The 18,544-nt window shown below is 72.5% G+C and carries 16 protein-coding genes and 1 tRNA gene; 12 read left to right on the top strand and 5 right to left on the bottom strand.

Features of this window, described 5'->3' with window-relative positions; all coding sequences use genetic code 11:
- Positions 1-189 precede the first annotated feature (189 nt).
- On the top strand, positions 190-1,338 hold the full coding sequence (gene solA / locus J2X49_RS03370; RefSeq protein WP_310122515.1) for an N-methyl-L-tryptophan oxidase: 1,149 nt from the start codon (positions 190-192) through the stop codon (positions 1,336-1,338).
- Here the strand turns inward: solA and J2X49_RS03365 are convergent.
- A complete protein-coding gene (locus J2X49_RS03365; RefSeq protein WP_310122512.1) occupies positions 1,304-2,590 on the bottom strand; it encodes an MFS transporter in 1,287 nt (428 codons plus the stop codon). The two genes, solA and J2X49_RS03365, sit on opposite strands and share 35 nt — an antisense overlap.
- Before the next feature lie 190 nt (positions 2,591-2,780).
- On the opposite strand from J2X49_RS03365, the gene J2X49_RS03360 reads away from it, so the two are divergent.
- The gene (locus J2X49_RS03360; RefSeq protein ID WP_310122509.1) at positions 2,781-4,355 is read left to right on the top strand and encodes an MFS transporter; all 1,575 of its coding nucleotides are present in this window, start codon (positions 2,781-2,783) and stop codon (positions 4,353-4,355) included.
- A 15-nt stretch (positions 4,356-4,370) separates the two neighbouring features.
- Here the strand turns inward: J2X49_RS03360 and J2X49_RS03355 are convergent, their stop codons facing one another.
- Positions 4,371-5,696 carry a solute carrier family 23 protein gene (locus J2X49_RS03355; protein WP_310122506.1) on the bottom strand — a complete coding sequence of 442 codons (1,326 nt, stop codon included), beginning with the start codon at positions 5,694-5,696 and terminating at the stop codon, positions 4,371-4,373.
- Here J2X49_RS03355 and J2X49_RS03350 point away from each other — a divergent pair.
- From J2X49_RS03350 to J2X49_RS03340, 3 genes are all read left to right on the top strand, one after another.
- Positions 5,695-8,058 carry an ATP-binding cassette domain-containing protein gene (locus J2X49_RS03350; RefSeq protein WP_396130836.1) on the top strand — a complete coding sequence of 788 codons (2,364 nt, stop codon included), beginning with the start codon at positions 5,695-5,697 and terminating at the stop codon, positions 8,056-8,058. The genes J2X49_RS03355 and J2X49_RS03350 overlap by 2 nt on opposite strands.
- Before the next feature lie 37 nt (positions 8,059-8,095).
- Positions 8,096-8,965: an alpha/beta hydrolase gene (locus J2X49_RS03345; RefSeq protein WP_310122500.1), complete on the top strand. Its 870-nt coding sequence runs from the start codon at positions 8,096-8,098 to the stop codon at positions 8,963-8,965.
- A 176-nt stretch (positions 8,966-9,141) separates the two neighbouring features.
- Positions 9,142-10,191 (top strand): biotin/lipoate A/B protein ligase family protein, encoded by a 1,050-nt coding sequence (locus tag J2X49_RS03340; RefSeq protein ID WP_128189319.1) that lies wholly within the window; start codon positions 9,142-9,144, stop codon positions 10,189-10,191.
- 3 nt (positions 10,192-10,194) lie between these two features.
- On the opposite strand, the gene J2X49_RS03335 is transcribed toward J2X49_RS03340, so the two are convergent.
- On the bottom strand, positions 10,195-11,256 hold the full coding sequence (locus J2X49_RS03335; RefSeq protein ID WP_281440028.1) for a PucR family transcriptional regulator: 1,062 nt from the start codon (positions 11,254-11,256) through the stop codon (positions 10,195-10,197).
- Positions 11,257-11,431: 175 nt separating this feature from the next.
- On the opposite strand from J2X49_RS03335, the gene J2X49_RS03330 reads away from it, so the two are divergent.
- From J2X49_RS03330 to J2X49_RS03305, 6 genes are all read left to right on the top strand, one after another.
- Entirely contained in the window at positions 11,432-12,763 is a 1,332-nt protein-coding gene (locus J2X49_RS03330) for a cytosine permease (protein WP_128189317.1), read from the top strand.
- The gene (locus J2X49_RS03325; RefSeq protein WP_164877092.1) at positions 12,763-14,298 is read left to right on the top strand and encodes an amidohydrolase family protein; all 1,536 of its coding nucleotides are present in this window, start codon (positions 12,763-12,765) and stop codon (positions 14,296-14,298) included. The genes J2X49_RS03330 and J2X49_RS03325 overlap by 1 nt, the downstream gene beginning before the upstream one ends.
- Before the next feature lie 89 nt (positions 14,299-14,387).
- Complete coding sequence (locus J2X49_RS03320; RefSeq protein ID WP_128189316.1) at positions 14,388-15,203, top strand: TerC family protein; 816 nt, start codon at positions 14,388-14,390, stop codon at positions 15,201-15,203.
- Positions 15,204-15,245: 42 nt separating this feature from the next.
- Complete coding sequence (locus J2X49_RS03315) at positions 15,246-15,581, top strand: GNAT family N-acetyltransferase (RefSeq protein WP_128189315.1); 336 nt, start codon at positions 15,246-15,248, stop codon at positions 15,579-15,581.
- Between the two features lie 265 nt (positions 15,582-15,846).
- A tRNA-Gly gene (locus J2X49_RS03310) sits at positions 15,847-15,917 on the top strand.
- A 249-nt stretch (positions 15,918-16,166) separates the two neighbouring features.
- On the top strand, positions 16,167-16,934 hold the full coding sequence (locus tag J2X49_RS03305) for an LmeA family phospholipid-binding protein (protein ID WP_310122490.1): 768 nt from the start codon (positions 16,167-16,169) through the stop codon (positions 16,932-16,934).
- A 13-nt stretch (positions 16,935-16,947) separates the two neighbouring features.
- Here the strand turns inward: J2X49_RS03305 and J2X49_RS03300 are convergent, their stop codons facing one another.
- On the bottom strand, positions 16,948-17,316 hold the full coding sequence (locus tag J2X49_RS03300; RefSeq protein WP_310122487.1) for a VOC family protein: 369 nt from the start codon (positions 17,314-17,316) through the stop codon (positions 16,948-16,950).
- 60 nt (positions 17,317-17,376) lie between these two features.
- Between J2X49_RS03300 and J2X49_RS03295 the strand changes: the two genes are divergently transcribed.
- Positions 17,377-17,973 carry an antibiotic biosynthesis monooxygenase gene (locus J2X49_RS03295; protein ID WP_310122483.1) on the top strand — a complete coding sequence of 199 codons (597 nt, stop codon included), beginning with the start codon at positions 17,377-17,379 and terminating at the stop codon, positions 17,971-17,973.
- 4 nt (positions 17,974-17,977) lie between these two features.
- Here J2X49_RS03295 and J2X49_RS03290 read toward each other — a convergent pair whose 3' ends face one another.
- Positions 17,978-18,493, bottom strand: coding sequence for a hypothetical protein (locus J2X49_RS03290; protein WP_310122481.1), 516 nt, complete (start codon positions 18,491-18,493; stop codon positions 17,978-17,980).
- Positions 18,494-18,544: the final 51 nt, after the last annotated feature.

Genomic DNA, 18,544 nt, shown 5'->3' with positions numbered 1-18,544 from the left:
AATTCTTTCAAATCTGAACGAGTTGTGCAACGGTGCCGTCCCCCAGGCTATTCCCTGCGCCTCGACGCGCCCCGAGCGTCGTTCGTCAACCGGCTCCGCGCGTGTCCGGCCGGACTATCCGGCCGCAGGCGCGCGGAACCGGTTGGCCGACGGTGCGCCCGCAGCGCCGTCCCGAACTAGGGTCGAGGGATGCGAGCGGATGCGGTGGGCCAGCACGTGGCGGACGTCGCGGTCGTGGGCCTCGGCGCGATCGGCTCGAGCGCGGCCTGGCGCCTGGCGGCGCGCGGCCTCGACGTGGTCGGCATCGAGCAGCACGAGCCCGGCCACCCCTGGGGCGGCTCGCACGGCCGCACGCGACTCTTCCGCGTCGCGTGCCTCGAGCACCCCGGCCTCGTGCCGATCGCCCGCCGCGCGCGCGAGCTCTGGCGCGAGCTGGAGGCCGCGAGCGGCGAGCAGCTGCTGCTCGAGACCGGCGGCATCATGATCGGCCAGCCGGGCTCGCGCATCATCGAGGGCACGCTCGCCGCCGCCGCGGCGCACGACCTGCCGGTCGAGCGGCTGGAGGCCGACGAGCTCGCCCGCCGGCTGCCCGGGCACGCCAGGCTCGACCCCGGCGATGTGGGCCTGTGGGATCCGGAGGCCGGGGTGCTGCGGCCCGAGGCGGCGATCGTCGCCGCCGTCGACGCGGCGCGCGCCGCGGGCGCCACCATCCGCACGGGCGAGCGCGTGCTCGCGATCGAGCCCGACGCATCCGGCGTCACCGTGCGCCTCGCCGGCGGCGACGTGCGCGCGCGCCGGGTGGTGGTCGCGGCCGGCCCTTGGCTGCCGCAGCTCGTGCCGGGCCTCGCGATCACGCCCCACCGCGTGATCATGAGCTGGTTCCGGGCGCGCGAGGGCGGCGACGCGTCGATCGAGCGCATCCCGCTCTTCATCCGCTCGGTGCCGGGGCGCGACGCGTGGATCTGGGGCCACGGCGCGCTCGCCGGCGACCTCGCGAAGGTCGGCCCCGAGTTCGACGGGCCCTTCGAGGCCGACGACCCCGACGCGATCGACCGCGAGATCCATGCGGGCGAGACCGAGGGCATCCGCGACCTCGTCGCCGCCACCTTCGCCGACCTCGAGCCGGAGCCTGCCGAGCTCACGACCTGCATCATGGCCCACACGCCCGACGGGCAGTTCGTCGTCGGGACGACGGATGCGTCGGACCGGGTGGTCGTCGCCGGCGGCTGCTCGGGGCACTCGTTCAAGCACGCCTCGGCGCTCGGCGAGCTCGCCGCCCAGCTCGCCGTCGACGAGCCGCCGTTCACGGAGATCGGGTTCCTGGATCCTCGTCGGTGACGCCCTCCGCGGCGTCGGCGGGGGAGCGCTGCGCGCGGCTCAGCAGCACGAACGGCACCGCCACGGCCGAGAGCGCGCCGCTCAGCAGCAGTGAGAAGCCGTAGCCGCCGAGGTCGGCGCTGCGGCCGAGGAGCGGCTGGAAGGCCGAGCTGCCCGCCGAGCCGAGCAGCGAGTCGAACGAGAGCACGGTGGCCCGCTGCTTCGACGGGATCATGTCGTTGAGGTAGGCGCGGTGCACCGGGTCGTCGATCGCCGTCATCACGCCCCAGACGGCGACGAGCGCGACGGCGATCCAGAAGTCCTGCACGACGCCGAGCGCGAGCAGCACCCCCGTGCTCGTGACGGCCGCGAGCAGGATCGTGCTCGTGCGCCGCGCGAACAGGCGCCGCACGAGCGGTGCGATCGCGCCGCCGAGCATCGCCGCGCCCGAGAGCAGCGCGGCGGCGAGGCCCGCGATCGAGTAGGCCTCGGGATCGCCCCAGAGGTCGAGCAGGTGCGGCTGCAGGGCGTAGAAGACGTAGAAGCCGACGCCGGCCGTGAAGGGGCTCGCGAGCAGCAGCCACCGCACCGGTGCGCGCGCGAGCCCGTGGCGCCAGGAGGCGACGAGCACGGCGCGCGTGGCCCGCACGGGGCCGGCGCCGCGCTCGGGCGCGAAGCCGAGGTCGCGCATGAGCAGCGCCGCGACGGCGAGCATGACCACGAGCACCCCGGCGCGCACCAGGAACGGCACGCCGAGGTCGGTCAGCTGCGCGATGACGCCGCCGAGCACCGAGCCCGCCAGCATCGCGGCGCCGCTCACGACGAGCGAGCGGCCGAACACCGCCTCGAGGCTGCCGCGGTAGCCGGTCGCCTCGAGCGCGTCGACGAGCCACGCGTCGACCGCGCCCGTGAAGAAGGTGAAGCCGAGGCCGAGCAGCACCGAGACCGCCGCCCACGCCCAGAAGGGCGCCTGCCAGAGCCACATGAGCCAGTAGAGCGTGGTCGTCGCGGCGAGCGTCGCCGTGCCGAGCAGGTAGGAGGCGCGGCGGCCGAGCGTGTCGGCGACGACGCCGGTGGGGATCTCGAAGACGAGCACGCCGACCGTGTAGAACGCGTTGGCCGCGAACGCCTCGAGGTTGGTCAGGCCCGCGTCGAGCAGGAACAGCGTGTTGATGCCCCAGATGAACGAGGCGGCGAGCGTGTTGCCGAGCACGAGCACGTAGTAGGTGCCCTGCACGCGGCGCGGGCTGGGCAGCGCGCCGGATGCAGTCATGGCGCAAGCGTGGCACGGGCGGCGGTGCCTCACTAGCCGCGTGCGTGCGCGTGCACGCGCGTGCACGCGATAGCGACCGAACCTCAGAGCGCGTGTGCAGGGAGGTCGCTATCGTTGCCGACTTCGCGCCGGCGCCCTCCGCCGCGCCCTGGCACGCAGTCCGACACGCACGAGAAGAGACGACACGCACATGACGCACCACCATGCCCCCACGCCGCCCGGCAGCCCCGCCGCAGCCGACGCATCCGCCCCCGCCGCCGACAGCGCCCCGGCCCCCGACACCGGCGAGCTCCGCAGGCTCGAGGTCGACGACGTGCTCGTCGTGAAGACGAGCCGCGTGAAGACCGCCATCACCGGCACGGTCGTCGGCAACTTCATGGAGTGGTTCGACTTCGGCATCTACGGCTACCTCGCCGTCACGATGACCGCGGTCTTCACCGCCGGCATGGACGAGGGCCTGGGCCTGCTCGTCGTGCTGCTCGGCTTCGCGATCTCCTTCCTCGTGCGCCCGCTCGGCGGCCTCGTGCTCGGGCCGCTCGGCGACCGCATCGGCCGCCAGAAGGTGCTCTTCTTCACCATGGCGATGATGGCGCTCGCGACCGCGCTCATCGGCGTGCTGCCGACCGCCGCGCAGATCGGCGCCTGGGCGATCCTGCCCCTCTACGTGCTGAAGATGCTGCAGGGCTTCTCGACCGGCGGCGAGTACGCCGGCGCCACGACCTACGTCTCGGAGTTCTCGCCCGACCGCTCCCGCGGCTTCTGGTCGTCGTGGCTCGACGCCGGCTCGTACATCGGCTTCGCCGCCGGCGCATCGGTCGTCGCCATCACGACCGGCATCGTCGAGGCGATCTCGGGCCCCGACGCGATGGTCGAGTACGGCTGGCGCATCCCCTTCCTCATCGCCATCCCGCTCGGCATCGTCGCCATCTGGTTCCGCTCCCGCATCCCCGAGACGCCCGCCTACGAGGTCGCGCACGACGCCGAGCAGCGCGAGCACCTCGAGGGCCCGCTCGCACGCCACGGGATCGTCGGCATCGTGCGCCACCACTGGCGCGAGATCCTCATCGCCATGGCGATCGTCGCCGCGACCAACACCGCCGGCTACGCGCTCACCTCGTACATGCCCACCTACCTCGAGACGACCGTCGGCACGAGCAGCCTCACCGCGGCGCTCGCGACCGTGCCCGTGCTCATCGTGATGGCGGCGTGCCTGCCGCTGCTCGGCCGCCTCTCCGACCGGGTCGGCCGCAAGCCCGTCTACCTGGCCGCGGCCGCCGCATCGGTGCTGCTCATCCTGCCCGCGTTCGCGATCATGCAGCTCGGCCAGCTCTGGGCCGTGATGATCGCGCTCGTGATGGTCGCGGTGCCGGTGGCGCTCTGGGTGGGCATCTCGGCGGCGTCGCTGCCGGCGATGTTCCCGACCGCGTCGCGGTTCGGCGCGATGGCGATCGCCTACAACCTGTCGGTGTCGCTCTTCGGCGGCACGACGCCGCTCTTCAGCCAGGCGCTCATCGACCTGACCGGCAACGAGTTCATGCCCGCCTTCTACATCTCGTTCTTCGGCGTGCTCGGCGGCATCGCGGTGCTCGGCATGCGCGAGACCGCGAAGCGGCCGCTCGTCGGCTCGGTGCCGACGGTCGAGACGCGCGACGAGGCGGTCGAGCTCGTGCGCGGCCAGGACGACAACCCGCTCATCGACACCACCTCGATGCCGCTCGTCGACGCATCCGCCCCCGAACCGGAGCCCGCGGGCACCCGCCGCTAGCGCCCGCGCCCGCCGCTACCGCTCGCCGGGCGCCGGCTCGGCGGGCGCGGCGGCGGGCGGCGCGTGGTCGTCGCGCGCGCCCGCGCGCGGTCCGCGCAGCCGCTCGAGCGCATCCATCAGGTGGTAGATCACGAGCGTCGCGACCGTGCCGAGCACGATGCCCTCGAAGACGAGCTCGCCGGCGGTGAGCGTGTAGTTGGCGATCGCGACGATGAGGCCGACGCCCGCGGCGAACTGGTTGCGCGGGATCGAGAAGTCGACGCGGTTCTCGATCCAGATGCGCACGCCGATGATGCCGATGAGGCCGTAGAGGGCAGTCGTCACGCCGCCGAGCACGCCGGCCGGCACGGCGAAGATCACGGCGCCGACCTTGGGCGAGAGTCCCAGCAGGATCGCGGCGATCGCCGCGACCCAGTATGCGGCGGTCGAGAAGACGCGCGTGGCGCTCATCACGCCGATGTTCTCGCCGTAAGTCGTGGTCGCCGAGCCGCCGAAGAGGCCCGCGAGCACGGTCGCGCCGCCGTCTGCCATGAGCGCACGGCCGGCGAGCGGGTCGAGGTCGCGGTCGAGCAGCTGCCCGACGCCCTTCACGTGGCCGAGGTTCTCGGCGATGAGCGGCAGCACGACGGGCACGAACAGCAGCAGGGCCGGCAGCAGCGCGGGGTCGAGGGTCGGCATCTGGAACTCGGGGAGTCCGATCCACGCGGCCTCCTCGACGCCCGACCAGTCGATGCCGCCGGTGGCCGCGGCGACGGCGTAGCCGACCACCACGCCGACGAGGATCGCGAGCCGGCCGATCAGGCCGCGGAAGAGCACCGCGGTGACGATGATGGCGCCGAGCGTGACGACCGACAGGAGCGGGTCGGCGAGGAAGCTGTCGCGCGCGGCGGGCGCGAGGTTGAAGCCGATGAGCGCGACGATCGTGCCCGAGACGACCGGCGGCATGAGCGCGGCGATCCAGCGGGTGCCGGCCAGGTGCACGATGAGGCCGACGAGCGCGAGCAGCGCGCCGACGAGCACGATGCCGGCGAGCGCGAAGCCCTGCCCGCCGATCGCGGTCGCGGCGCCGATCGGCGCGAGGAACGCGAACGACGAGCCGAGGTAGCTCGGCAGGCGGTTGCCCGTCACGAGCAGGAACAGGATCGTGCCGATGCCCGAGAAGAGGAGCGTCGTCGAGGGCGGGAAGCCGGTGATGATCGGCACGAGGAACGTGGCGCCGAACATCGCGACGACGTGCTGCATGCCGAGGCCGATGGTGCGGCCCCAGCCGAGGCGCTCCTCGGGCAGGACGATGTCGGATGCGTCGAGTCGGCTCTCGTCGCGGCGGCGCCAGGTGGGCATGCGGCTCCTCGGTTCGGGTGTGCGGGTGCGGGGTGGGGCTGCGGGCCGCCTCCCGGATCGTACGGCAGTGCCGCGCGCGGGCGGGCGGCGGTACGGTCGACGCGTGGTCGAGCACATCAGCGTGCGGGGCGCGCGCGAGAACAACCTGCAGGGCGTCGACGTCGACATCCCGAAGCGGCAGCTGACGGTCTTCACCGGCGTCTCGGGGTCGGGCAAGTCGAGCCTCGTGTTCGGCACGATCGCGGCCGAGTCGCGCCGCCTCATCGACGAGACGTACGACGCGTTCGTGCAGGGCTTCATGCCGCCGGCGCCGCAGCCCGACGCCGACAGCCTCGAGGGCCTGACGGCGGCGATCCTCGTCGGGCAGGAGCAGATGGGCGCCAACTCGCGCTCCACCGTGGGCACGGCGACGGATGCGTACACGATGCTCCGCATCCTGTGGTCGCGGGTGGGCGAGCCCCGGCTCGAGTCGTCGGTGCTCTTCTCGTTCAACGACCCGCGCGGCATGTGCCCGGCGTGCGAGGGGCTCGGGCGGGTGTCGACGATCGACGTCGACGTGATCGTCGACCGCTCGAAGAGCCTCAACGAGGGCGCGATCGACTTCCCCAACTACGCCGTCGGCGGCTGGTACTGGAAGCTCTACGCCGAGTCGGGCCTGCTCGACCCCGACAAGCGCATCGCCGACTACTCCGACGACGAGCTGCGGCTGTTCCTGCATGGCGAGGAGCGCAAGGTCGACTTCGCGGGCTTCACCATGACCTACGAGGGCCTCATCCCCAAGCTCACGAAGAGCGTGTTCGTGAAGGACGTCGACTCGATGAAGCCGACGCTGCGCGGCATCGTCGAGCGCGCCGCCACCTTCGAGGCGTGCCCCGAGTGCGACGGCACGAGGCTCAACGCGGCGGCGCGCGAGGTGCGGGTGCAGGGCGTCACGATCGCCGAGGCGACCGCGATGCAGCTCACCGACCTCGCGCCGTTCGTCGCCGCGATCCCGCCCGAGGCGGGCGGCGCCGCGACCGCGCCGCTGCGGGCGAAGCTCGTCGACCTGCTCGAGACCTTCGACGCGATCGGGCTCGGCTACCTCTCGCTCGACCGCCCCGCCGGCAGCCTCTCGGGCGGCGAGGCGCAGCGCACCAAGATGGTGCGCCACATGGGCTCGGCGCTCACCGACGTCACCTACGTCTTCGACGAGCCGACCGCGGGCCTGCACCCGCACGACGTCGAGCGCATGAACGGCCTGCTGCAGCGCCTGCGCGACAAGGGCAACACCGTGCTCGTCGTCGAGCACAAGCCCGAGGTGATGGCGATCGCCGACCGGGTCGTCGACCTCGGCCCCGGCGCCGGCATCCACGGCGGCACCGTGGTCTTCGAGGGCACCTTCGCCGAGCTGCGCGCCTCCGGCACGCGCACCGGCGAGCACCTCGAGCACCGGCAGCAGCTGAAGGCCGAGGTGCGCACGCCGTCCGGCCGGCTCGAGATCCGCGGCGCGCGCGAGCACAACCTGCGCGGCGTCGACGTGGATGTGCCGACCGGCGTCCTCGTGGCCGTCACGGGCGTCGCGGGGTCGGGCAAGTCGTCGCTCATCCACGGCTCGCTGCCGCGCGACGGCGTCGCGTTCGTCGACCAGACCACGATCAAGGGCTCGCGGCGATCGAACCCGGCCACCTACACGGGCATCCTCGAGCCCATCCGGAAGGCCTTCGCATCCGCCAACGGCGTGAAGCCGGCGCTGTTCAGCGCCAACTCCGCGGGCGCGTGCCCCGAGTGCAAGGGCCTCGGGGTCATCTCCTCCGACCTCGCCTTCATGGCGGGCGTCGTCACGGAGTGCGAGCTGTGCGGCGGCCGCCGCTTCACGGCCGAGGTGCTCGAGTACGAGCTGCGCGGCGCGTCGATCGGCGACGTGCTCGACATGTCGGTCGAGGAGGCGCAGCGGTTCTTCACCGAGCGGCAGGTGCAGCCGATGCTCGGCCGCCTCGTCGACGTGGGGCTCGGCTACATCCGCCTCGGCCAGACGCTCACGACGCTCTCGGGCGGCGAGCGGCAGCGGCTGAAGCTCGCGATCGAGATGGGCACGACCGCGGCGGTCATCGTGCTCGACGAGCCGACGACCGGCCTGCACATGGCCGACGTCGACAACCTCATCGGCCTGCTCGACCGCATCGTCGACGCCGGACGCACGGTGATCGTGATCGAGCACAACCTCGACGTCGTCTCGCGCGCCGACTGGCTCATCGACCTGGGGCCGGGCGCGGGCGCGCAGGGCGGCGCGGTCGTCTTCGAGGGCACGCCGGCGGCGCTCGCGGCCGACCCGGGCGACTCGCTCACGGGCCGCCACCTCGCGAGGCGGCTCGCGCCGGCGTGATGCCGGGGCCGTAGGCCGCCGTCGTAGACTCCGCACCATGCCGCAGTTCACCGCGATCCGGGAGGAGTCGACGTTCGTCGACCTCCAGGGCGTGACTATCCATCGCTACCGCTGGCGGCCGGGCAGGCCGAAGGCGGTCGTGCTCATCGCGCACGGCCTCGGCGAGCACGCGCTGCGCTACGAGCACGTCGCGCAGCGGCTCGTGCAGGCCGGCTACGCAGTGTGGGCCATCGACCAGCGCGGCCACGGCGCCACCGGCGTCACGCAGCACGGCGGCGACCTCGAGCGCCTCGGGCGGCTCGGACCGGGCGGGATGCGCGCGGTCGTCGGCGACCTCGTGCACGTGCTCAAGCAGATCCGGGCCGAGCACCCGGGCCTGCCCGTCGCCGTGCTCGGCCACTCGTGGGGCTCCCTGTCGACGCAGATCCTGCTCAACGGCTACAGCGACCTCGTCGACGCCGCGATCCTCAGCGGCACCGCCTACCGCATGCCCGGCTCGATGAACCCGGGCGACCTCAACGCCCGCCACGCGCACCTGGGCGACACCGGCTACGAGTGGATCTCGCGCGACCCGGCGGTCGTCGCGGCGTTCGCCGAGGACCCGCTGACGTTCCCGGCGAAGGTGCTGCCGCTCTTCGGCGTCGCCGACGGCCTGCGCCTCTACGGCGTCCCCAGGCGCATCGACCCGCCCATCCCGATGCTCATCGCCGGCGGCTCCGACGACTCGATGGCCGGGCCCAAGTCGCTGCGGCGGCTCGGCGACGCCTACCGCTCGCGCGGCGGCCTCACCGACGTCACCGTCACGGTCTACCCGGGCGCGCGGCACGAGATCCTCAACGAGATCAACCGCGCGAAGGTGCTCGACGACATCGTCGCCTGGCTCGACGCGCGCCTGCTGCCCGCCTGATCGGCGCCGGCTGGCAGGGTGCCGCAGGCGCCGCGCGTGCGCAGTCCGCTTGACCGACCCCTCCCACCGACACCGACCCGGTGCACCGGGTCGTCGGGGGTGCAACGGGTCGGCGGGGGTGCCGGGCCACGACCGCGCGGCATGTGCCCGGCCGACCGCCGCCTAGGCTGGAGCGCATGCACGGCGAGTACAAGGTCCCCGGCGGCAAGCTCGTGGTCGTCGACCTCGAGGAGCAGGACGGCCGCATCGCCGGCTTCCGCCTCGCGGGCGACTTCTTCCTCGAGCCCGACGACGCGCTCGGCGCGATCGACGCCGCGGTGAACGGCCTGCCCGTCACCGCGACCGCCGTCGAGATCGGCGAGGCGATCAAGGCGGGCCTGCCCGAGGGCGCCGTGCTGCTCGGCTTCACCCCCGAGTCGGTCGGGGTCGCGATCCGCCGGGCGCTGCAGCACGCGAGCTCGTTCAGCGACTACGAGTGGACGATCATCGACGACGAGCCGCGGCTGCCGATCGTGCACGTCGCGCTCGACGAGGTGCTCACCGAGGAGGTCGGGGCGGGCCGCCGCGGACCGACGCTGCGATTCTGGAACCTCGCCGGCCCGGCCGTCTACCTCGGCTCGTTCCAGTCGTTCAAGAACGAGGTCGACCCTGAGAACGCCGAGCGCCACGGCATCCCCGTGCTCCGCCGCATCACGGGCGGCGGCGCCATGTTCTCCGAGCCCGACAACGCGATCACCTACTCGCTCTACGTGCCCGGCGACCTCGTGCAGGGCATGAGCTTCCAGGACTCCTACGCGTTCCTGGATGCGTGGGTCATCGAGGCGCTGAAGGGGCTCGGCATCGACGCGTTCTACGCGCCGCTCAACGACATCACGTCGGCGAAGGGCAAGATCGGCGGCGCCGCGCAGAAGCGCCTCGCCGGCGGCGCCGTGCTGCACCACGCGACCATGTCGTACGACATCGACGCCGACAAGATGACCGAGGTGCTGCGCATCGGCCGCGAAAAGCTCTCCGACAAGGGGACGACGAGCGCCAAGAAGCGCGTCGACCCGCTGAAGTCGCAGACGGGCATGGGCAAGGCCGAGGTGCAGGAGGCGCTGAAGGGCACCTTCCGCAAGCTCTACGGCGGCACCGACGGCGCGCTCACCGACGCCGAGCTCGCGACCGCGACCGAGCGCATCCGCACCAAGTTCGACACCCAGGAGTGGCTGCACCGCGTGCCGTGAGGTTCACCGCCTGCTCGCGAGCGCGACCGCGAGCGCGATGCGATCGGCCGCGACGAGGGCGTCGAGGCCGGCCACGGCGTGCACACGCGCGAGCCGCTTGCGCACGGTGTTCGCGTGGACGAACAGTGCGGCGGCGGCCTCCTGCACCGATGCGTCATGGGCGACGAACGCCTCGATCGTCTCGATGAGCCGCGCGTGGTGCCGCTGGTCGTAGGCCTCGAGCGGCGCCAGCACGTGCGAGCGGAAGGGCCCGAGCTGCTCGTCGGTGAGGCGCTGCAGCAGCCCCTCCCACGATGCGAGCTCGCGGGGGCCGGTCACCGCGCCGCTGCGCAGGCCGAGCCGGTGCGCCACGATCGCCTCGCGGATCGCGCCGACGAGCCCGCGCACATCGGCTGGGCCGCTCCAGCCCGCCGCTCCGCCGGCCGATGCGAGCGCCTGCTCGAGGTCGTAGGGCCGCAGGATCGCGATCGTGAGATCGCCCACCGTGCCGACGAGCGTCGCGCCGCGATCGGGCACGACCTCCGAACGGCTCGCGATGACCGACCACTCCTCCCCGCCCACGGCCTCGAGCAGCGGTAGGAGCACCGCGGCGCTCGCGAGCCCGCGGCGGACGGCGTCGATCAGCGCGCCGACGGAGTGCTGCTCGCTCACCCGGGCGTCGAAGCGCGCTCGCTCGGCCGCGATCCGCTCGGTGATCGACACGAACGCGACCGAGGGCGGCACGACGAGCACCGCCAGGCCGGCCCGGTTCGCCGCCGCGACCAGCGCATCGGGCACGGCGTCGGCGCCCGCGCCGATCGCGAATCCCACCGCCGCGGGGCCGGTCGGTGCGATCGCGGCGACGAATGCCGCGCAGTCGCGGGGCGTGCGCAGCGACATCCCCGTGGTGAGCACGAGCTCGCCGCCCTGCAGGTAGGGGCTCGGGTCGAGCAGCTCGGTCGTGATCGCCCAGCGGATGCCGCGGTCGAGCCCCACCGGGCTGCCGATGAGCCGCAGGTCGATGCCGCCCCAGGCGAGCGCGTCCGCGACCGCGATGCGAGCGGATGCGGTGGCTGGGGCGTGCATGTCGGCGACGCTATTGCTCGACCGTGTCACGAACGTTTCCGGGCCGTTGCAGCCCGGTGGAGCCTCCTCCACCCCGTCGCCCCTGACGGCGTCCGGTGCACCACACTTCGCGCTGCCGAAACACGATCGTGACGTGCAGGCGGTGCGATGGGTGCACTCCCGGAAGGAGCACCCCATGACCACCACCGCCAGCAGGCCCGAGGCGATCGTCCCCGAGCCCGACGACGCGCAGCCCGTGCGCATCGACACCGACTACCCGTTGACGCGCGTGCCGCTCTCCGCCCGCCAGGGCTGGTTCGGCGTGCTCGTCGTCGTCGCAGGATTCCTCTTCTTCACTCCGACCATGGTCACCGGCGGCGCCGTCGCGGGTGCCTTCGGCTTCGCCGGCTTCGTCGGCATCGCGATCGTCGCCTCGATCGTGCTCGCGCTCTACGTGGCCACGCTCGGTGCCGTGAGCGCCCGCACCGGCCTCTCGACCGTGCTGCTCGCCCGCCTCGTCCTGGGCCGCGTCGGCGGCAAGTGGGCGTCGATCGTGCTCGGCGGCACGCAGATCGGCTGGTACGGCATCACGGTCGGCATCTTCGCGAACCTGCTCGCGACCGCGCTCGGCTGGGACGTCACGTGGCCGCTGGCCATCTTCGGCGGCCTGCTGATGGCGACGACGGCCTATTGGGGCTTCAAGGGCATCGAGATCCTCTCGTGGGTGTCAGTGCCGCTCATGCTCGGACTCTGCTTCTGGGTGATGGGGCTCTCGGTCGGCGAGGTCGGCGGCTGGGCCAACCTGTGGGCCACCGAGGGTGATGCCTCCATCGCGCCCGGGATGGCGCTCACCATGATGATCGGGACCTTCATCTCGGGCGGCACGCAGATCGGCAACTGGACCCGCTTCTCGAAGAAGGCGGGAACCGCGTTCCTCACCTGCCTCGGCGTCGTCGTGGTGATCGAGTTCGCCCTGCTGTTCTTCGGCGGGATCGGCGCGATCGCGTTCGCGGAGCCCGACTTCACCAACCTGCTGCTCGGGCTCGGGCTGGCACTGCTCGCGGTGTTCATGCTGGTCTTCAACCTCTGGACGACGAACGACAACGCCGCGTACGCCTTCGGCGTCGCGGGCGCCGAGCTCTTCGGCGTCGCGAACAAGCGCCCGTTCATCATCGGCGGGGTCGTGATCGGCATCGCGCTCGCGGTCACGAACGCGGCGGATGCGATGACCGGCTTCCTCGTGCTGCTCGGCACCGTGATCCCGCCGCTCGGCGGCGCCGTGATCGGCACGTTCCTGTTCACGTGGCGGCTGCGGGATCCCGGCACGCACCTCGGCACGGTGCCCGCGTTCCAGTGGGCCGGCATCGCCGCCTACCTCGCCGGCACCGCCGCGGCGTTCTTCGGATCGTTCACCGGCATCGGCAGTCCTGCCCTGCAGGGCATCATCGTGGCCATCCTCGCCGTGCCCGTCGCCAGCGCGATCGCCCGCGCGGTCCGCAAGCCCGTCGCGACCGGAGCGGCCGCCTGATGGGCACCCTCATCCGCGGCGGCGACGTCGTCACGATGGATGCGTCGACCGGGTCGCGCGCGGTGCGTCGCGACATCCGGATCGCCGACGGCACGATCGTCGCGATGGCGCCCGCCCTTGAGGCGCAGCCGGGCGACGAGGTGATCGATGCGTCGGGGCTGCTGATCTCGCCCGGCTTCGTGAACGCGCACACCCACTCGTGGGAGTACCTCTACAAGGGCCGCTACGACAACCTGCCCCTCGAGCTGTGGATGCTGCTGTCGTACCCGATCCTCGGCGGCTCGCCGCTGACGCCCGACGTCATCCGGCTGCGCACCCTGATGTTCGCGATGGAGTCGATGAAGAACGGCGTGACGACCCTCGTCGACGACGTGCTCGAGACGCCCGGCCAGGATGCGGCCCAGCTCGCGGCGGTCGTCGACGCGTACGAGGCGATCGGCATCCGCGCCAACGTCTCGGGCCACATCATCAACCGTCCGTTCGTCGACACGCTGCCGTTCGTCGTCGGCTGGCTGCCGGAGGAGGTCGTGCGGCAGGTGCGGGCGCAGCAGGTGCTGACCGCCTCCGAGTACCTCGACTTCTCGAGGCAGGCGTTCGCGGCGCACCACGGTCGGGCCGACGGCCGCCTGCGCTACATGGTGGCGCCCTCCGGTCCGCAGCGCTGCACCGACGACCTGCTCGTGGGCGCCAACGCGCTCGCCCAGGAGTTCGACGCCGAGATGCACATCCACGTGCTCGAGACGAAGACGCAGGCGGTCACGGGGACGGAGCTCTACGGCCGCTCGCTCGTGCAGCACCTCGACGAGATCGGTGCGCTGTCGCGCAACACCACGTTCGCGCACGGCATCTGGGTGGACGACGAGGACATCGCGCGCATTGCGGCGAAGCACGTCTCGGTCTCGCACAACGCGATCTCGAACCTCAAGCTCGGCTCGGGCATCCTGCCGTGGCGCGACTACCACCGCCACGGGGTCAACCTCGGCCTGGGCACGGACGGCTGCTCGTCGAGCGACACCCCGCGGCTCATGGAGGTCATGAAGATGGCCGCGCTGCTGCACAAGGTGACGGAGCCCGACTTCGATGCCTGGCCGACGGTCGACGAGGTGCTCACGGCAGCGACGATCGGCGGAGCCCGCTCTGCGGTGCTCGACCACGCCGTCGGGTCGCTCGAGGTCGGCAAGCGAGCCGACCTCACGATGTTCGACACCAGCACGCTCGCGTTCCTGCCCAGGAACACGCTCGAGAACCACCTCGTCTACAGCGAGAACGGGTCGTCGATCGTGCGCGTCATGGTCGACGGCGTCGTCACGGTCGAGCACGGACGCCTGACCCTCATCGACGAGGATGCGGTGATCGCCGAGTTCCTCGCGGTGGCCGACCGCATCCGGGAGGAGCAGGACCGGCTCGACCGGATCAACCGCGTCTTCGTGCCCGCGTTCGCCCGGATGCACGCCGAGACGGCGCGGCGCGACGTCGGGGTGAACCGCTGGACGGGAGATGAGCGGTCCTGGCTGGCGGGGGCGCTCGCTCACTGACACCACCGCGATGCGCGGCGTCCGTCCGGTCGCCGCGCATCGCGGCTGTGAGGTTCTGGACACCTCGGATGCCTAGGCTTGGAACCACTATGGACTTCTCGCTCGAATTCACGCCCGACCTCATCGCGGTCTTCCTCACCCTGTTCGTGCTCGAGATCGTCCTCGGCGTCGACAACGTGATCTTCATCTCGATCCTCGCCTCGAAGCTGCCGAAGGAGCAGCAGGCGCGGGCGCGCAACCTCGGCCTCACGCTCGCGATGGTCATGCGCGTGGGACTCGTGCTGCTCGCCGGCTGGATCATCACCCTCAACGACGACCTCTTCACGCTCTTCGGCATGGGCTTCTCCGGCCGTGAGCTGATCCTCATCGCCGGCGGCGCGTTCCTGCTCTACAAGGCGGTCCACGAGATCCACCTGAAGCTCGAGGGCGAGGAGGAGCACGCCTCCTCCGCGGTGAAGGCCACCTTCGGCGCGGTGCTCGCGCAGATCCTGCTCATGGACCTCGTCTTCTCGCTCGACTCGGTCATCACCGCCGTCGGCATGACGAGCAACATGCTCGTCATCATCACCGCGGTGCTGCTGTCGTTCGGCATCCTGCTGTTCTCGGCGAAGTACATCTTCGAGTTCGTGAACCGCCACCCGACGGTGAAGATGCTCGCGCTGTCGTTCCTGCTGCTCATCGGCGTCTTCCTCATCGCCGACGGCTTCGGCATCCACATCGACAAGGCCCTCATCTACGGCCCGATGGCGTTCGCGGTGCTCGTCGAGGGGCTCAACCTCTGGGCGGCGTCGCGCCGCGCGAAGCGCAAGGGCAAGCAGGTCGAGCCCGTGCACCTGCACGACACGCTGCACGAGCAGGCCGACGGGACCGCCGCTCCCGAGGCGCCCGCCGCCGAGTCGCGCTGACGCCCTTGTCGGCGGCGGGGCCGCCGGGGTTGGATGGGTCGCATGACCGAGCCCGCATCGCACGACGTCCACGTGGTGGTCGGCGACGACTCCGACCGCTCCCGCTACGAGGCCCACATCGGCGACCGGCTCGCCGGCGTGCTCTCGTACGTCGATGACGCCGACGGCAACCGCGTGCTGCAGCACACGGTCGTCGGCGACGCGTTCGGCGGCCACGGCGTGGGCAGCGCGCTCGCGCGCTTCGCGATGCAGGACGCGACGGATGCGGGCCGCAAGATCGTGCCGCAGTGCACGTTCGTACAGGGCTGGCTGGGCAAGCACCCCGAGCACCAGTCGCTCGTGGCGCACCCCTACGTGCCCTCCCCGCCCACGGCGTAGCGCTCCCTCCGCTGGTCGAGCCGCGCGGCGCAGCTCCCTCCGCTGGTCGAGCCGCGCGGCGCAGCCGCGCGAGTCGAGACCACCCCGCCTCCCCAGCGCTCCCTCCGCTGGTCGAGCCGCGCGGCGGAGCCGCGCGAGTCGAGACCACCCCGCCTCCCAGCGCTCCCTCCGCTGGTCGAGCCGCGCGGCGGAGCCGCGCGAGTCGAGACCACCCCGCCTCCCAGCGCCGTGCCGTACCATGGACCCCAGCCGGTCACCCGGCCGCGCGGATGTAGTTCAATGGCAGAACTTCAGCTTCCCAAGCTGATAGCGCGGGTTCGATTCCCGTCATCCGCTCCTCAGGACCCCGCCGCAGGCGGGGTCCTTCGTCGCTCCTGCCGGGAATCGAACGGTCGAGCGGCCTGCGGCCGCGCTGGTCGGATCACGCGGAGCCCCACCGGGCCTCCGCGCCCGTCATCCGCTCCTCAGGACCCCGCCGCAGGCGGGGTCCTCATGCGTTCAGGCACCGATGCGCCACCCCATCTACCCTCGACCTGTGACCCAGACGAGCCGCCTCGAGACCCCGACGCCCGACGGAGCCCGCCGATGACCGCCACCGCGAAGCCCCGCCGCAGCCCCGGCCGCGCGTTCTTCATCGTCGCCGCGATCCTCGTGGTCATCGCGGCGCTCCTCGTCGTCGCCGAGCTCGTCGCGCGGCAGATGGTGCCCGGCGTCATCCGCTCCACCGTCGTCGAGCAGCTGCAGCTGCCCGCCGATCACCCGGTCGACGTCGAGGTCGACGGCATCCTGCTGCCGCAGCTCGTCGCCGGCTCGCTCGCCGAGGTGCGGCTCGCCTCCGAGGACGTCACCGTGGGCTCGTTCAGCGGCGATGTCGCCGCCGAGCTGCAGGACGTCCCGATCCGCGCCGACCGCGCCGCGGCCGGCGGCACCGCCGACGTGCGGATGACGACCGAGCAGCTGCGCGCCCTGCTGTCGACGATCGACGGCTTCCCGGCCGAGACGATCGAGCTCGACGAGCCGAACGTGACGGCGTCGACCGAGGTCGACGTGCTCGGCGCGGCCATCCCGCTCGGCATCGTGCTCGAGCCGGGCGCCGCCGAGGGCGACCTGGTGCTCTCGCCCGTCTCGGGCAGCATCGCCGACGCCACCGTCACCGCCGACCAGCTGCGCCAGCAGTTCGGCGGCCTGCTCGAGCCGCTGCTGCAGGACCGCAGCGTCTGCATCGCCTCCTCGGTGCCCGCCGCCCTCACCCTGCAGTCGGTCGAGGTCGTCGGCGACGAGGTCGTGGCCGGCTTCGCCATCGACGGCGGCATCATCGACGATCCCGAGCTGCAGGCGAACGGCACCTGCTGACCGCGAAGGCCCGTCAGAGCGAGAAGCCCGCGGGCGCCTCCGCGAGCGAGACGCTGTTGCCGTCCGGGTCGGCGATCGTCACGTGGTGCACGCCGTTCGCGTACCGCTCCGCGTGCTCGGGCCGCACGCCGGCGGCGGCGAGCCGCTCGAGCATGGCGTCGAGCCCGCGCACCGCGATCGTGACCGTGCACGCGCCCGCCCGAGCCGGCCGCTCATCGACGACGAGCCACGCATCCGCCCCGATCCGCCACAGCGCCTCCTCGCCCGCCATCGCGTCGGCGGGGCGCCCGAGGAGCGTCTCGTACCAGCGCATGCCCGCCGCCCGGTCGCGCACGCACGCGATCGCCAGCAGCTCGTCGAACCCCTCGCCCACGCTGTCCATGCCGGAACGCTAGCCCCGCGCGACATGCGGGCGAAACCTCCCGTCTGCCACGGTTGAGGCATGGAGCAGTCGCCGATCACCGTCGCCATCGAGCGCACCGTCGACCCGAGCATGGAGCGCTACGCGCACGCGTGGGTGCAGCACGGCGTCGCGCTCGCGACGCTCTTCCCGGGCTTCCTCGGCGCCGGCTGGGTGCGCGAGGAGCCCGGCAGCGTGCGCTGGCACATGATCTACCGCTTCGCCGACCGGGCGACGCTCGAGGCGTGGGAGCGCAGCGTCGAGCGCGCGCAGTGGATCTCGGCGGGCGCGAGCTTCGCCCGCGAGTCCCGCGTCGAGCGCCGCACCGGCATCGAGGGCTGGTTCGACGCGCCGGAGGGCGTGGTGCTGCAGGACGACGCCCGCGTCGAGATCCGGCAGTCGACGCCCGCACCGCCCGTGTGGAAGCAGATGATCGTGGTCTGGCTCGCGTTCTTCCCCATGAACGTGCTCGTCACGTTCCTGCTCGGGCTCATCCCCGGCTTCGCCGAGCTCGCGCTGCCGCTGCGGCTGCTCATCTCGACCGTGATCCTGACGCCGATCATGGTCGGGCTCATCCTGCCGTTCATCACGCGGCTCGCGGCGCCCTGGCTCCACCCGCGGTCGCGGCCCGGCAGCTAGCGGATCACTCCGGCGCGGGCACGTCGGGCACGGTCAGCGGCGCGAGCACGCCGAGCTCGAGCCACAGCAGCGGCGCGATGACCGCGAGCGCGGCGGTCAGCAGCAGCGTGAGCACCACGACGACGTACTGCACGCGCCGGCGCCCGTGCGAGATGCGCCGGAACCCCCACGCGATCGGGATGCCGACGAGCGACACCATGAGCGCGATCGTCGGCGCCACCCAGTGCGGGATGCACGCGAGCACCGCGAGCCCGGCGATGCCGGCCGCGATCGGCCACATGCGCGGCTCGCGCTCGCCGGCCGCGCCCTGCTCGGGCCGCGCGTCCCACGGCGGCGCCGGCACGGGCACGGAGGAGGTGGCGGATGCGTCGTCCGGCCGGCGGGTCGGCCGGGCTCCGCGGGTCCACGGTGCCGCCGCCGAGGTGCCGGGCTGCTCGGGCGCGTCCCCGCCGCCGGCGCCGCGCGCGGCCGGATGCCCCGGCGGCGCCCACCGCCGGGCGTCCTCGTCGTGCTCGCCCACGCATCCATCGTCGCAGGCCCGCCCGTGGCGCAGCCCCGTCCGCCCGCGGGA

The sequence above is a fragment of the Agrococcus sp. BE272 genome, from assembly GCF_031457935.1.
In the GTDB taxonomy this organism is placed as follows: domain Bacteria; phylum Actinomycetota; class Actinomycetes; order Actinomycetales; family Microbacteriaceae; genus Agrococcus; species Agrococcus sediminis.
This window is presented reverse-complemented; position numbering and strand designations above follow the sequence as displayed.

Excerpts from the sequence above, each read along its gene's own strand:
- J2X49_RS03300 (WP_310122487.1), bottom strand. The coding sequence starts at position 17,316 with ATGGACAGCGTGGGCGAGGGGTTCGACGAGCTGCTGGCGATCGCGTGC.
- J2X49_RS03345 (WP_310122500.1), top strand. The coding sequence starts at position 8,096 with ATGCCGCAGTTCACCGCGATCCGGGAGGAGTCGACGTTCGTCGACCTC.
- J2X49_RS03360 (WP_310122509.1), top strand. The coding sequence starts at position 2,781 with ATGACGCACCACCATGCCCCCACGCCGCCCGGCAGCCCCGCCGCAGCC.
- J2X49_RS03295 (WP_310122483.1), top strand. The coding sequence starts at position 17,377 with ATGGAGCAGTCGCCGATCACCGTCGCCATCGAGCGCACCGTCGACCCG.
- J2X49_RS03350 (WP_396130836.1), top strand. The coding sequence starts at position 5,695 with ATGCGGCTCCTCGGTTCGGGTGTGCGGGTGCGGGGTGGGGCTGCGGGC.
- J2X49_RS03330 (WP_128189317.1), top strand. The coding sequence starts at position 11,432 with ATGACCACCACCGCCAGCAGGCCCGAGGCGATCGTCCCCGAGCCCGAC.
- J2X49_RS03315 (WP_128189315.1), top strand. The coding sequence starts at position 15,246 with ATGACCGAGCCCGCATCGCACGACGTCCACGTGGTGGTCGGCGACGAC.
- J2X49_RS03305 (WP_310122490.1), top strand. The coding sequence starts at position 16,167 with ATGACCGCCACCGCGAAGCCCCGCCGCAGCCCCGGCCGCGCGTTCTTC.
- J2X49_RS03325 (WP_164877092.1), top strand. The coding sequence starts at position 12,763 with ATGGGCACCCTCATCCGCGGCGGCGACGTCGTCACGATGGATGCGTCG.
- J2X49_RS03335 (WP_281440028.1), bottom strand. The coding sequence starts at position 11,256 with ATGCACGCCCCAGCCACCGCATCCGCTCGCATCGCGGTCGCGGACGCG.
- J2X49_RS03365 (WP_310122512.1), bottom strand. The coding sequence starts at position 2,590 with ATGACTGCATCCGGCGCGCTGCCCAGCCCGCGCCGCGTGCAGGGCACC.
- J2X49_RS03340 (WP_128189319.1), top strand. The coding sequence starts at position 9,142 with ATGCACGGCGAGTACAAGGTCCCCGGCGGCAAGCTCGTGGTCGTCGAC.
- J2X49_RS03320 (WP_128189316.1), top strand. The coding sequence starts at position 14,388 with ATGGACTTCTCGCTCGAATTCACGCCCGACCTCATCGCGGTCTTCCTC.
- solA (WP_310122515.1), top strand. The coding sequence starts at position 190 with ATGCGAGCGGATGCGGTGGGCCAGCACGTGGCGGACGTCGCGGTCGTG.
- J2X49_RS03355 (WP_310122506.1), bottom strand. The coding sequence starts at position 5,696 with ATGCCCACCTGGCGCCGCCGCGACGAGAGCCGACTCGACGCATCCGAC.